Genomic DNA, 14,116 nt, shown 5'->3' with positions numbered 1-14,116 from the left:
GCCAGCGCTCCCACGGAGGTGATGACACGATGACCCGGACCGCCTGCCTCTGTGCCTTCCTGTTCACCGTGCTCATCACCGCCTCCGCGGAAGCACTCGCTGCCCCCAAGGCGCCGCGCTGGACGGCCGAGCTGAACGGGCTCGTGGAAACAGCCGTCCGGGACTTCGACGGGGAGCTCTCGCTCTACGTGCTCGATGTCGAGTCCGGCGAGGAGTACGCCTACGACGCCGAGCGCCCCACCTACCTCTCCTCCGCCATCAAGCTCGGGGTGATGCTGGAGGTGATGCACCAGGTGGACGCAGGACGGCTCTCCTGGGATGAGCCGCTGACGTTCACCCCGGATGCCCTCCGCGATGGGATGCACCGGCTCCACCGGGCCCAGCCCGGAGACGCGCTGCCGGTCTCCACCCTGCTGGAATACATGATGGTGGACAGCGACAACGCCGCCGCGGACCTCCTGATAGCGCGCGTGGGCGTGGACGCCGTGAAGGCCCAGCTCGCGGCCCGGGGCGTCCAGACGGGCCCGGTCGTGTCCCTCCTGGAAGAGCGCCGCCGCATCTACGCCCAGCTTGACTCACGGGCGCTCGCCTTCACCCCGGAGCAGATCCGCACCCTGGGCCGGTATGACTCCCCGGCGTCCCGGGCCCAGGTGCTCTCACGGCTGCTGGCGCCCCGCACCGCCTGGACAGGCAAGGACCTGGATGGGGCGTTTGGCGCCTTCTACGCGGAGCAGGTGAACTCCGCCCCCATGCGGCAGATGGGCCAGCTCCTCCGGCAGGTGGCCCGCTGCGAGGGGCTGAGCGCGGCGAGCTGCACCCGGGCCCACACGCTGATGCGGGCGTGCCAGACGGGAAGCGCGCGCATCGCCGCCGGGCTGCCCACGACGGCGGCCTGGGCGCACAAGACGGGCACCCAGCACCGGCGGGCCTGTGACATGGGCTTCCTGACGCTCCCCTCCGGCCAGCCCGCCGTCATCGCCGCCTGCACCCGGAACTTCTGGCGCGTCGCGGACGCCGAGCGGCTGTTCGCCGTCCTGGGCGAGAGCGTCTGGCGAACCCTGGGCGCGGCAGGCGCTCAGGTCTCCAGGTCCGCGGAGTAGCTCAGCGCCTGGAGGCGGCGGGCCACCTCTTCGCTCGCCACCGTGCGCTCCTCGGCGAGCCGCTCCAGGGCCTCGCCAATGGCATCCAGCCGGTTCTCCTGCTCGTTCAGCTTCGTCACGAAGCGCTCGGCCAGGTCGCGCTGCGAGGCCCCTGACTTGAGCGACTCGATGTTCGAGCGGATGCGCTCCTGGTCCTTGAAGACCTGCTCGCGCTCGCCGGTCAACTGCTGCGCCTCGCGCGCCAGCGTGGTGACGCGGTCGCGCAGGGCGATGATCTCCCGCAGCGACTCCGCGAGTCCCGCATCGATATAGTGCGAGCTCAGGAAGAAGGAGACCTCCTCCAGGTTGATGCTGCTGAAGGCATACTGGCGGATGCCGCGCGAGCGCTCCGTCACCATCAGCTCGGGGGTGGCCCCGGCGGCCAGCTCCAGCTTGAAGCGCCAGAAGCTGTCCGTCGTCTCCGCCGGCTCCGGCGTCTCCCGCAGCTCCCAGCCCGTGCGCGGGTGCTCCAGGAAGAACACCGCCGGGCGCGGGGCCTTGTTGCGCACGAAGTACTTCGTGCGGCGCAGGTGGTAGTACTCCACGGACAGCACGCCCCGGCTCACCACCGCGCGGAACACCGGCCCATCCTCCACCCGGTCCTCCACCGACACCGTGCAGCTCAGCTCCACCGCGTACGGCACGAAGCGCCGGTCCTCCGGCTTCATCGTGTCGAGCATCGCCTCGCCCACGTACGTGTCCGACTCCATCACCGTCACGGGCCCGCCCTCCAGCGTGAGCCCCGCCGTGTTCTTCATCTCGATGCACGCCATGGGGTTCTTCTCGCGCGTGGTCCGGTTGTAGAGCAGCACGCGCCGGCCCTCGAACGGCCGCTGCAGGATGGGCACCAGCGCGCTCTGGTTGCGGTGCACCGTCACCGGGTGGTCCACCCGGTACTCGAACAGGTCCCCGACTTCCTTGGTGAGCGTCTTCACCTCCACGCTCTTCTCGGCCACCTCGCGCATCCGCCCGCCCTTCCGGGCCAGGGGGCCCCCTCCTCCCACCATGGCCCGCATGGGGGCCGCGGCCGGCGCGGGCGCCGGCGGGGGGAAGAAGGCCTTCTCGCTCTCCCCGTCATCGGCCCCGCCATAGGCCTGGCCGAAGGCCTCCTCGGGGATGACGGGCGCGGCGGCCGCCTCCGTGCGCACCTGCACCACGGGGCGCTTCATGTAGCGGGGGTTGTACAAATCATGCACGAAGGACACCGGCAGCCCGGCGATGAGCGCCAGGTCCACGTTCATCCAGTCCTCGTCCCCCACGTTGTCCACCAGCGCCCAGCCCTGGAGCAGCGGCGGCTTCTGCTCGTCCAGGAGGATGCGGTAGCTCGTCTTCCACACGGGCGCTTCCACCACGTAGCTGACGAACAGCTCTCGCTCGCCCGTGCCCGAGGTGAGGATGGACATGCGCTTGCTGTCCTTCTTGTACGAGGAGAGCACCGTGGCCAGGTAGAACTCCAGGTCCTTGCGCACCGCATCGTCCAGGAACTCCAGCTCGGTGACTTCCAGCAGGTCGAAGGTGCGCAGCGAGGCGCCCACCAGCAGCGACAGGAAGGGCCGCATCACCGAAGCCTTGCCCTCCACCACCGCGAACGGCTCCAGCCCCACGATGATGCCCTCCAGGGGCTCCTTGGCCCCCAGGCGCACGCGCACCCGCGCGCCCTTGATTTGCCCCAGCAGCGCCGTGAGGCTGCCGGACTCGGGAATCCGGATGGTGGCCTCCTGGAGGAGCTGCTCCAGGGGCTTCGTCGAGTCGTAGCTCACCGCCGACACGGAGCCGCCCGACAAGTCCAGCACCGTCATCGACTTGAGCACGTCGTTCATGTCGCGCGCCTTGAAGTCGAGGTGCAGCGCCTCGTTGCCGCTCACCGAGCCCTTCCGCTCGAAGTAACCGACTCCGTGCTTGTAGAGGACGACGCGGCGGATGGGCAGGACGGAGGACATGGACTGCTCCGGAAGATTGGGGACTGGCGGGCCCCCGGTGTATCAACCCCCCGCGGGGAAAACACCCTGCGTCCCTCCCGGAGAGCTCCGATGCGCCTCATCCCCTCCCTCCTCGCCGGCAGTGCCGCCCTGGCGCTGCTCACCCACTGCGCCAGCACGCGGCAGTCCGCCCCCGAGGCCCCGCCCCCGCAGGAGCCCCCCACCCAGGCCCCCTCCACGCCCAACAACACGCCCTGGGGCAAGGCCCGCGTGGGGGACCGCGCCGTCTATGCTTTTTCCACCAACCAGGGCCCCGGCCGCCGTCCTCTCCCCCCCCGGGCGCTCGCGGGCCGGCTCCAGGTGGAGGTGACCGCCGTCCAGGCGCCGTGGGTGTGGCTGAAGCTCTCCGTCACCGATGACGCGGGCAAGCCCTTCGGCCACCCCTGGCTGGCCCGGGACTTGACGCTGCCGGTGAGCATGGAGACCTCCCGCCCCCTGGAGGTGACGCCCCGGGGCATCGAGAGCCTCGAGCAGCTCTCCGCCGCGGGCCGGCACTGGGAGGCCCGGCGCTACCTCGATGACCAGCGGCCGGTGGATGGCAACCTGGTCAATTCGCTCTACGCGGCCGAGCCCGGGCCGCTGTACCTCACCCGGGGACTGCTGAGCCTCAGCGTCACGCTGTCGGGCTTTGGCGCCAGCGGCGGCACGCAGCTCACCCTGCTCGAGGTCCGCCAGGGCGCCGAGGGCAGCACCGCCGCGGCCCCCTCCCTGGAGCGGCCGCTGGGGCCCGGCACGTGGTTCGACTGCCGCGCGAAGGTGGGCGGTGAGGACACCACCCTGCGCACGTGCGTCACCGCCGAGCGCGGCTACATCCTCCAGGCGGACGGGCCCGCGCCCTCCCAGGGCCCCGCCTGCCCGAACTTCGCCGAGGCCTCGGTGGCGCCACTGGAGGAGTGGCTGATGCGGCTCATCACGGGCGCGCTCTCCACCGAGGGCTGGCCGCCCTTCGCGGGCGGTACCCCCACGCGGGGCACCTTCCGCATCCAGGGCCGCGCGGTGCCCTCGGTCACCGTCGAGACGCCGGAGAGCGAGGGCAACGTGCGCCGGATCCGCTTCGAGACCTACGCGGCGGACCCGTGGGATGCCTCGCTCGCGGGGCTGCCCTACGACGCCCGCTTCCGCTACCTCACCGAGGGCGTGGACACGCTGGACGCCCAGGGCAAGCGCAAGCCCCAGGACTTCACCCAGCTCATGGGCTGGGGCACCTGGGTGAACGGCGCGAAGTAGGCCTCAGGTCTCCACGGAGAGCTTCACGTCGATGTTGCCGCGCGTGGCCTTGGAGTACGGGCACACCTCGTGCGCGGCGTGCATGAGCTGCTGGGCCTCCTCCTGCGACAGGCCCGGCAGCTTGCCCTTGAGCTCCACCGCCAGCCCGAAGCCGCCATCCGGCGTCTTGCCGATGGTGGCCGAGCCGGTGATGGCCGCCTCCTTCACGTTCTTGCCCGCCTTGCCCGCCACCAGCCGCAGCGCGCTCTCGAAGCACGCGGCGTAGCCGGCCGCGAAGAGCTGCTCGGGGTTGGTGCTGGCGCCGCCCGCGCCCCCCAGCTCCTTCGGCATGGAGAGCGCCAGGTCCAGCACCCCATCCGTCGAGCGGACGCGGCCATTGCGGCCTCCCTGAGCGGTGGCGGTGGCGGTGTACAGCGGGGTGATGGAGATGGGAGCCATGAGCGTCCTCGTGTCACTTCGGGTGGGGTGCTGGCCAAGCAGGCGGCCCCGGCGTAATGGGCAGCCGCCCGGCTTGCAATGGAATCCCCGGGAAACTGTCACCCAGACTGACTTCCTGCCGCCACCCCAGCATCGAGGCGAGGATGGGCTTGAGCTGGCCGGCGATCTTCCGGTGGCCGCTGAGGCCCGGGTGCATGTCGCAGCCATAGTCGTGGGGCACCTCCAGGGTGTCGTGGATGAGGGCCAGGTGCGTGCGGCCCCCATCCTTTGCGTGCTGCCGCGCCACGAGCGTCTCGATGAGCTCCGTGCCGGGCTCCTTCATGCGAGGCCCCGCCACGCACAGCACGGGCACGTCTGGGTACGCCGCGCGCACCTCCGCGATGAGCGCCTCGTACCCCGCGAGGAACACCTCCCGGGGCGGATGCGGCAGCGTGGAGAAGTCATTGGTGCCCAGGTTGATGACGACCGCATCGGGCACCCACCGCTGGAAGTCCCAGGGCGGCTGCGCCTGCTCGGCCCGCGCCTGGGCGAAGTACGCGGGCATGGGCTTCTCGGAGACGGGGCCGGGCTCGGCGTAGTTGCGCACCACGCCCCGCCCGGACTTGGCGAGGATGGAGAACTCCGCCCCCAGCTCGCTGGCCACCAGCGCGGCATAGGCCCGCTCCACGTTCTCCGTGCCCCGCGAGAACTGGCAGCCCAGCTGCCCCTCGTTGCCATAGCCCGCGGTGAACGAGTCCCCGATGAAGAGCAGCCGCCGGTCCCGCGCGGGCGGCAGCGGCACCAGCGTGCGGCCCTTGTCCAGGAGGAAGCCGTGGAAGGTGCCCGGCCCGAAGCCGGACTCCGTGCGCCGCGTGAGCCGCACCGTGTGCCGCCCCTCCTGGAGCCCCTGGGCCAGCACGTACGTGTCCCGCGCCGAGGTGCGCAGCACCGTGGGCGGCTGCCCATCCACCGAGACGTTGTAGTTGTTGTTCCCGTCCACCAGGTGGACGGCGCACGAGGTGCCCTCGAACGCGGCCTCGATGCTCACCCCGGGCCAGTCGAACACCGGGGCCTGGGGCGCGGTGAAGTCGAACCGGCCCGTGTAGCGCAGGAGCGGATGGTCCGCCGCGATGCGCTCGCGGGGGGGCTGCTCCCCGGGGGGCCCCAGGATGACGCGGGCACACCCGATGAACAGCAGGGGGATGAGCGTGCGTGCCAGAAGGCGCTTGGGAAAAGAGGAGGCCATGGCGCCAGAGTGTTGTAACCCACCCCAGCGTCCTGAAGGCACACCTTGGGACGAGCCCCACGTGCGCCCCCGGACCTGGGCCTTCCCTCCGGGCGGGCGCTACGTCTCCGTGCGCACGTACTCGAAGTCGAGCGGCTTGCCGTGAATGCCCCGGGACGGCGGGGCGATCCAGTTCGCCATCTCACCCCGGGCCAGCACCGCCCGGGCCTGAACATGGCGCACCGCCACCTCGTCGGCCTCCGTGGGCAGCCACTCGTCCTTGCGCCGCGCCCACTCCTCCTCGGACACGGGGGTTCCGTCCGGCGCGAAGCGGCCCGAGGACAGCAAGCCCTGCTGGCGGTGGAAGCGTCGGGACGGCAACTGCAACCGCTCCTGAAGTCCCTGGCCGGCCAGCACCTTGTTCCAGCGCTCCACCACACCCCGGCAGTCGAGCGTGAACAGTCCCCGGAGCACCTCGTTCATCGCCAAACGCACCGGCACGTCCTGGTGCTGGATCGTGTGGGCCGCCGCGTCCCAGGACTCCACCCGGAGCGTGCGGTTGCGCTCGCAGTGGTCCTCGAACATCGCCTCCCGGGGCCGGCCCTTCACGCCGCTGGCGAAGATGGCGCCCGCCTTGCGCGACATCTCCGCGCCGAACAGGTCCATCGTCAGCGAGTACCAGAGGTTGAGGTAGCGCTGGATGACGGGCAGGTCGATGCCGCCCGCCTCGCTGGCGCTGCCGTTGGGGGACTCCTTCATCAGCTCCGCGGTGCGCTGGAGCACCCGCCCCACGCCCGTCTCGCCCACGAACAGGTGGTGCGCCTCCTCGGTGGCCATGAAGCGCGCCGTGCGCGCCAGCGGATCAAACGCGGACTCGGCCGCCGCCTGGAGCTGCACCTTGCCCACCCGGTCGGTGAAGGCCGTGTACATGAAGAAGTGCAGCCAGTCGCGCACCGGCGCGTTGAAGGCATCCAGCACGCGCGGCCGCTGGGTGTCGCCACTGCTCCGGTCGAGCAGTTCCTCGGCCGCGTTCCAGCCCTCGGTGCCGAAGTAGCGAAGCAGCAGGTAGGACATGCCCCACAGGTGGCGGGCTTCCTCCACGTTCACCTGCAGCAGGTTGCGCAAGTCGTACAGCGAGGGGCAGGTACTCCCCAGCAGCCGCTGCTGCTCCACGGACGCGGGCTCCGCGTCGCCCTGCATCGCGATGAGCCAGCGCAGCGTGTCCCGGTGCTCATCGGGGGCCTCCTGCCACACGGGCTTGCCCTGCATGTCCCCGAAGCCGATGGTGCGCTCACGCACCGAGGGCGCCAGGAAGATGCCCCAGCGGTACTCCGGCATCCGCACGTGCTCGTACTGCGCCCAGCCATCGGGCTCCACGCTGACAGCCGTACGCAAATACACTTCGTGAGACTGGAATCCAGAGGGTCCTCGTTCCATCCACCAGCTCTTGAAGCGGGACTGCCAGTGAGACATCGCGCGCACCAGGCCGGGTGCGCTCTCCAAGTCCACGTTGTTGGGGATGGGCTCGCTGCGGATGTGTTGCACGGTGAGAACTCCTCCAGTCGCGTATCACCCCGGGGCCGAGGGTGCCGCGTGCTTGTAGTTGCTCAGCACGGGCTGGAAGGGATCCGCCGTTCGTACAATGCCACGCCCCGGCGCCCAGGAAGTGTTCGCGGAACCACGAACACACATGGGCGGCCGAAAGCGAGGGGAAGATAGCCCATCGACTCGTGAACAGTTGCCTAGCGGGCGGCGAAGGCAGCGGCCGCCGAGGCGCGCGCCGAGGCCACGGCCGCCTCGATGTCCAGCTTGCCGCTGGTGCTCACCTTGCCCTTGAGATCCGGATCCACTTCCACCGTCTTCACCAGCATGTCGCGCACCTGGGCCGCGGTGAGATCCGGGTTTTCCGCGAACATCAAGGCAGCGGTGGCCGCCACGCGCGGGGTGGCCATGGAGGTGCCGCTCATCTCTTCCCACTTGTTGCCGGGCACGGTGCTCAGCACGTCCTCGCCCACGGCGGCCAGCTCGACGACCTTGTCGCCGTGCGAGGAGAAGCTCGCCAGCTTGTCGTTCTTCTTGTCCATGGAGGCCACGGTGATGACGTTGGGCAGGTCCACGTTGGCCGGGAAGTCCTTCACCTTGTTCATGTTGCTGCCGTTGCCGTTGGCGGTGGCGGCCACCAGGAGGATGTCCGCGTCGGCCAGCTTCTGCACGGCGGCGTTCCAGCGCTTCTGCGAGGCGGCATCCCGGTACTCGTCCCCGAAGCTGGCGTTCACCGCGCGGATGTTGGCGCCCTTGTTCTTCAGGTCCACCACGTAGTCCACCGAGCGCTCGAAGTTCGTCAGCAAGTCCTTGCCGTCGTACAGGCCGCCCACCGAGAGCACCTGCGCCTTGCCCGCGGCCACGCCGGTGTTGCCCTCGCCGTTGTCCTCCGCGGCGATGATGCCCGCCACGTGCGTGCCGTGGTCCGTGCCGGCGCCCTGCATCGGGTCGCCCGAGTTGAAGCCCACGTTGAAGCCGTGGAGATCGTCCTTGATGCCGTTGCCGTCGTTGTCGAGGCCGTCGCCGGCCACCTCACCCGGGTTGGTCCACAGGGCGCCGTCGAGATCCGTGTGCTTCGTGTCCACGCCGCCGTCGAAGATGGCGACCACGGGAGGACCGGAGGGCTTCACCGGCGGCTGCCCGTCCACGCTGGCGGTGCGCGCCAGCGGGGCCACGGGGGCGCGCTCCGGCGAGGAGAGCAGCGTCGCGGCCGGCCGCAGGCCCGTGGGCCGGTCCACGAAGGTGTTCTGGCCCGGGCGGTCCACGAAGTTCGAGCGGGCCGCCTTCGCCCCCTCGAAGCCATCCGCCGGGGAGCGGACCTCCGCGCGCGCGGGAGGGGCCGCCGTGGGCGCGCGGGGCGCTTCCGCCTCGGGACGGGCGGTGGGGGTGGAGCGGGGGGCGGCGGAGGAGAGCTTGGAGAGCGTCGTCATGGCGTTGAACTCGATGTTTCAGCAGGGGGGATAAACAGTTATCGGCCCATGACGCGGCAAGTTGCCACCCGCGCGCACAAATAACTCAAAACACCTACATTGTCGCCACTTGAGAAATCGAGACCTTGGCGGGGCTCCCGGCTCACTCCCGGAGGTGGGTGGTGTCGTTCCAGCTCATGAGGAGGGGCTGCTGGCCGTCCCAGCCGAGCACGCTGATGGAGGCGGTGCTCAGCGAGAAGAGGCGCCCTTCGGAGGCGGGCAGCTCCAGCCAGCGCGCGGCGAGCACGCGCAGGAAGTGGCCATGGGAGAAAATCAGCACGTTGCCGTCCACCTGGCGGGCCGCGGCGATGACCTGGTCGGCCCGGGCGCGCACCTGGTCCAGCGTCTCGCCCTGGGGGACGCCATCGCGCCAGATCTTCCAGTCCGGGAGCTGGGAGCGGATCTCCACCCCCGTCTTGCCCTCGTAGGCCCCGTAGTCCCACTCCATCAGCTCATCGCGCGGCTCGGCGGCCTGGCCGTAGCCGGCGAGGTTGCAGGTCTCCCGGGCGCGGCTCAGGGGACTGGTCCACACCGCGGCGAAGTTCCAGCCCTTCAGGGGCGCGCCCAGGGCGGTGCCCATCCGCCGCCCGTCTTCCAAGAGGGGAATGTCCGTGCGGCCCGTGTGCTGGCCGCTGCGGCTCCAGGCGGTTTCTCCGTGCCGGACCAGGACGATGTACGAAGAGGAGGGTTTCATGTGACGCCATCATGGCGCGCCGCCTCAGTCCCTCGCAGGACGTTCCTGGACAGATGTGGTGCCCGGAACGCTTGCCTCCCGGCCCCGCGCCTCATTCCCTCGAAAACAGACTGGGCTGCGTTTGCAATGAATCCGTGACTGTTGACGCCGCTCTACTCGGGGCCTCCCTGGGGACAGCTCCGGGCGCCGCGGGCACACGTTACAAGCACTGCCGGCCGGATCCACGTCGGGGGCCACGAAGAGGTGAGAGGTGTCATGGAGACCACGGCAGACGCCCGGAGGCAGCAGTCACGGAGCACCTTCTTCCGGGAGGGGCGTCCAGGGCTCCCGCGGCTCGCGCTGGGCGTGACCCTCACCCTGGCCCTCGTGGGCTGTGGGGAGGCGCAGGACGAGACCTCCCCTCGCTGTGCCCAGCTCGCGCCCCGGCTCCAGGAGCGCCTCGAGGCCCTGGCGCGGGAGAAGGATCTGCCGGGCGTGACGGCGTCGGTCCGCCTGCCGGGGTGCCACTGGCATGGTGCGGCCGGGGAGGCCCTGGTGGAGCCAGACACCAAGATGAGGGCCGAGAGCCGGCTGCGCGTGGGCAGCATCACCAAGACGTTCGTCGCGACGGTGGCGCTGCAGCTCCAGGCGGAAGGCCGGCTGTCCCTGGACGCCACGCTCGCGGAGTACCTGCCCGGCTTTCCCAACGCGGAGCACATCACGGTGCGCCAGCTGCTCAACCACACGAGCGGCGTGGCCAACTACACCACGCACCCCGCGTTTCGCGCCGAGACCCACTCGCACCTGGGCCGGACGTGGACGTTCGATGAGCTGGTGGCGTTGGGGGCCAGCGAGTCCCCCGCGCGCCCGCCGGGCACGGGCTGGAACTACTCCAACACCAATTACCTGCTCGTGGGCTTCATCCTCGAGCGCGTGGTGGGCACGCCGCTCGCGGAGCAGCTCCGCGCGCGCATCATCGAGCCCCTGGGCCTGCGGAGCACGGGGCTCGATGGCGACGAGGTGCTCTTGCCCATCACCGTGCACGGCTACGAGCGGCCCACGCAAGCCGAGCCCTGGAGCGACGTCACCGGGGCGCTCCACCCCTCCGCGGCGTGGGCGGCGGGCGCCCTGGTCTCCAGCGCGGACGACATCAGCCTGTTCTACCAGTCGCTGTTCGAGCGCCCACTGCTCCCCCCCGCGCAGCGCGGGGAGATGATGGCGTGGATTCAAACGCAGGAGCCCAAGGTGCCCGAGTACGGCCTGGCCCTCATGCGCCGCACCACCCCGGTGGGGCCGGGGCACGGCCACAGTGGCAGCTTCCCCGGCTACTCTGCGGACGCCGCCTACTTTCCGGAGCCGCAGGCGGCCATCGCCATCCTGGTCAACACGGAGTCCGCGGGCCTCTCGGACATGACCAAGAGGCTCCTGGAGGTGCTCACCGCGCCGTGAACGGGCGGCTCAATCCACCCCGAGCACGGTGTAGCCGTACGCGGGCAGGTTGACGGTGTAGCTCGCCGAGGTGATGGCGGGCCCCGCGCCGCCGGTCAGCAGGTCCACGGGCGTCTGGGACGTCTGGATGCCCGTGTTCGCCAGGTTGACGGTGATGGCCTGGGGGCTGGCCTGGTAGTTGAGAATCACCAGGGCCTGGAGGGCGCCGTCCTTGCTCGTGCGCTTGAACGCATAGAAGCGGCGGTTGTCCTGGGTGTTGAGCTTCACCCGGGCGCCCGCCGGGGCCAGGGCCTTGTAGGCCCCCTGGGCCCGCATCAAGCTCCAGAGCCGGTGCTGATCCGCCTGGGACCAATCGGGGATGACGGTCTCGTGGGGCAGGAGCGTGTGCTGGCCGTTGTGCAGATAGAACAGCGTTCCCAGCGTGGTCAGCGTGGCGATCTCCAGCAGCCGCTTGTTCGCGGGCACCCCGGCCACCTCCCAGCTCGGCGGCGTCTGAGTAATTCCTCCCGCGGCGGTGATGGCGTCCCGGTTGCCCTTGAGGATGCCCTCCAGCCCGTCCGGGTTCTGGCCGTTGATGGCGGGGATGAGGGTGCTGAAGCCGTCCCCGCCCCAGTTGGTCAGCGTGTAGTCCTGGATGCTGTTGTAGTGCCAGTCCGTCACGTAGCCCGGCCCGGGCGCCCCCTCGGAGTTGGCCCAGGTGTCATAGGTGCGCAGCACATCGGTGATGTGGGCATTGTTGATGGCCGGGGTGATGCCGTCGTAGACGGCGGGCGCGTCCAGGGCGAAGCCATCCAGCCCCTTGTCCATCCAGAAGCGGATGTACTTGCGCGTCTCGTCCCGCCACTCCTGGGTGTTGAAGTTGTAGGACGGGATGTTCTGTCCCCAGAACGCGTAGTAGTAGGCCCCCGCGCGGCTGCTCCAGTACCAGCGCTCGCCGCCCGTCGCGCGGAAGTGAAACCACATGCGCTCCTTGCTGTAGACGTTGTTGCGGTTGTCGTCCTGGGCCTTGAGGAAGAACGGCGCCGTGTCGCGCGCATACCCGACGTTGCCGAACATGAGCACGCGCATGCCCCGGGCGTGCGCCTGGGTGAGCAGGTTCTGGAAGTCCGCCATCGTTCCGATGGACGAGTCGATGCTGTAGTTGTCCGTGGCCCCCAGCCCCGCCCACACATCGGCGGGCCCGGTGTAGGGCGCCATCAGCTCGATGGCCCCGTAGCCCCGGGCGCGCAGCTCGTCCAGCTCGCTGGCGATGGTGTTCAGCGTGATGCCGTAATACTTCGGGTAGTACCGCATCACCCCCGCCGACTCCTCCCACCACCGGCTCCGCAGCGGCGCGCCCACCCCCATCACCTTCAGCTCCTGGCTGCTGGCCCAGTGCCCGGCGGCCGAGCCGTACACGGTGAGGCGGATGTACCGGTAGGCGCCATTCACGGTCTGGACGAACGTCTTGCCCGAGGCCCCCGCGGTCCTGTCGAGGAGCAGCGTCCAGGTGCTGTTGTCCTTCGAGCCCTCCAGCTTGAAGCGGTGGGTGTCACTGTCCACGAAGGACTGCTCGATGCGCTGGATGAGGCTCAGGTGGCCCAGGTCCAGCTTGAGCCACTCGGGCATGCTGGGGCTGCTCGCGCACCAGTACGACACGCCATCGCCATCCACCGCCCGGGAGGGCTCATAGCCCGGGGCCAGGGATGAGGACGAGGCGGACACGCCCAGGGCGAGGTTGCGCTCCAGCGGCGTGCCGAACACGCGGAACTCCTGGCTGCTGGCCCAGTGCCCGGCGGCGGACGAGAGCACGGTGAGCCGCAGGTAGCGGTAGTTGCCCGTGACGGCCTGGCTCCACGTCTGTCCCGTGGCGCCCGCCGTCTTGTCCAGGAGCAGGGTCCATGCGGACTGGTCCACGGAGCCCTCCACCTTGAACTGGTAGGTGTCCACATCCACGAAGGTCTGCTCCACCCGCCGCACAGCGGACAGGCCGCCCAGGTCGATGACCATCCACTGGGGCATGGCCGCGCTGGTGGCGCACCAGTAGGTGGCGGGGTTGGCGTCCGTGGCCCGGGTGATGTCATAGCCCGGCGACACGGAGGAGGCCGTGCCCGAGCGGCCCAGGGCCAGGTTGGCGAAGCCATACACCTTGAACTCGGTGCTGCTCGCCCAGTAGGCGGACGCCGAGCCCTGGACCGTCAGCCGCACGTACCGGTAGGTGCCGCTCACCTTCCGGGAGAAGGCCTGGCCCGCGAGGCCCGCCCCGCCGTCCAGCAGCACCGCCCAGTTCACATCGTCCAGGGAGCCTTCGATCTTGAAGCGGTAGGTGTCGACGTCCTTGAAGTTCTGCTCCACGCCCGTGACGAGGCTCGGGGAGCCCAGGTCCACCTTCAGCCACTGCGGCAGGCCCGCGGCGCCCGCCACCCAGTACGTGGAGGTGTTCGCATCCGCCGCCTTCCGGGGCTCATACCCCGCGAGGCTCGTGGAGGCGGACAGGGGCCTGCCCACCGCGAGGTTGTCCCCCTCGTCCGTGCCGAAGACGCGGAACTCGCGGCTGGAGGCGGGCAGGCCCTCCCGCGAGCCCGTCACGGTCAGCCGCACGTAGCGGAAGGTGCCGTGGAGGCTCTCGCCGAACACCTGGCCCGCCACGCCCGTGCTCCGGTCCACCACGGTGGCCCAGCTCACCCCATCGAGGGAGGCCTCGACCTTGAAGCGCCACGTCCCGGACTGGGTGAAGGACTGCTCCACCCGGCTCAGCGTGTACAGCGCGCCCAGGTCGAGCTGGAGCCACTGCGGCATGGCCGTGCCGCTGGCCGTCCACGCCGTCGTCAGGTTCCCATCCCGGGCCTTGGCCGCATCGGCTTGCGAAGACGAGGCCGTGGTGATGCCCGCCAGGGCGAGGTTGCCGCTCGCCGCCCTCGCGGTGGGGGCCCACACTCCGCCCACCACCGCGAGAATCCACAACAACCGCGTAATGCCGCTCGTCATCGCCATGCCTCGCTGGAGTCCGGGAACAG

10 protein-coding genes are annotated in these 14,116 nt (G+C 70.2%); 3 read left to right on the top strand and 7 right to left on the bottom strand.

From position 1 onward, the window contains the following. Window positions 1–29 precede the first annotated feature (29 nt). Window positions 30–1,100: a serine hydrolase gene (locus tag KY661_RS00295; RefSeq protein ID WP_225408265.1), complete on the top strand. Its 1,071-nt coding sequence runs from the start codon at window positions 30–32 to the stop codon at window positions 1,098–1,100. Here KY661_RS00295 and KY661_RS00290 read toward each other — a convergent pair. Continuing rightward, a complete protein-coding gene (locus KY661_RS00290) occupies window positions 1,076–3,079 on the bottom strand; it encodes a hypothetical protein (RefSeq protein WP_225408264.1) in 2,004 nt (667 codons plus the stop codon). The genes KY661_RS00295 and KY661_RS00290 overlap by 25 nt on opposite strands. Before the next feature lie 90 nt (window positions 3,080–3,169). On the opposite strand from KY661_RS00290, the gene KY661_RS00285 reads away from it, so the two are divergent. Continuing rightward, the gene (locus KY661_RS00285; protein WP_225408263.1) at window positions 3,170–4,345 is read left to right on the top strand and encodes a DUF6068 family protein; all 1,176 of its coding nucleotides are present in this window, start codon (window positions 3,170–3,172) and stop codon (window positions 4,343–4,345) included. 3 nt (window positions 4,346–4,348) lie between these two features. Here the strand turns inward: KY661_RS00285 and KY661_RS00280 are convergent, their stop codons facing one another. From KY661_RS00280 to KY661_RS00260, 5 genes are all read right to left on the bottom strand, one after another. Then, window positions 4,349–4,783: an organic hydroperoxide resistance protein gene (locus tag KY661_RS00280; RefSeq protein ID WP_075009409.1), complete on the bottom strand. Its 435-nt coding sequence runs from the start codon at window positions 4,781–4,783 to the stop codon at window positions 4,349–4,351. A gap of 13 nt (window positions 4,784–4,796) precedes the next feature. Continuing rightward, window positions 4,797–6,008: an SGNH/GDSL hydrolase family protein gene (locus KY661_RS00275; protein WP_225408262.1), complete on the bottom strand. Its 1,212-nt coding sequence runs from the start codon at window positions 6,006–6,008 to the stop codon at window positions 4,797–4,799. A gap of 99 nt (window positions 6,009–6,107) precedes the next feature. Then, a complete protein-coding gene (gene boxB, locus KY661_RS00270; RefSeq protein ID WP_225408261.1) occupies window positions 6,108–7,532 on the bottom strand; it encodes a benzoyl-CoA 2,3-epoxidase subunit BoxB in 1,425 nt (474 codons plus the stop codon). Window positions 7,533–7,729: 197 nt separating this feature from the next. After that, window positions 7,730–8,959, bottom strand: coding sequence for a S8 family peptidase (locus KY661_RS00265; RefSeq protein ID WP_225408260.1), 1,230 nt, complete (start codon window positions 8,957–8,959; stop codon window positions 7,730–7,732). A 142-nt stretch (window positions 8,960–9,101) separates the two neighbouring features. Beyond that, window positions 9,102–9,692, bottom strand: a complete 591-nt coding sequence (locus KY661_RS00260) for a histidine phosphatase family protein (protein WP_225408259.1) — start codon at window positions 9,690–9,692, stop codon at window positions 9,102–9,104. A gap of 255 nt (window positions 9,693–9,947) precedes the next feature. Here KY661_RS00260 and KY661_RS00255 point away from each other — a divergent pair, with 255 nt between their 5' ends. Further along, on the top strand, window positions 9,948–11,120 hold the full coding sequence (locus KY661_RS00255; protein ID WP_225408258.1) for a serine hydrolase domain-containing protein: 1,173 nt from the start codon (window positions 9,948–9,950) through the stop codon (window positions 11,118–11,120). A 9-nt stretch (window positions 11,121–11,129) separates the two neighbouring features. Here KY661_RS00255 and KY661_RS00250 read toward each other — a convergent pair whose 3' ends face one another. Next, on the bottom strand, window positions 11,130–14,087 hold the full coding sequence (locus tag KY661_RS00250) for a discoidin domain-containing protein (RefSeq protein ID WP_225408257.1): 2,958 nt from the start codon (window positions 14,085–14,087) through the stop codon (window positions 11,130–11,132). Window positions 14,088–14,116 lie beyond the last annotated feature (29 nt).

Origin of the sequence: Allostigmatella hybrida (genome assembly GCF_020103775.1) — a bacterium.
GTDB classification, from domain to species: Bacteria; Myxococcota; Myxococcia; order Myxococcales; family Myxococcaceae; genus Hyalangium; species Hyalangium aurantiaca.
This window is presented reverse-complemented; position numbering and strand designations above follow the sequence as displayed.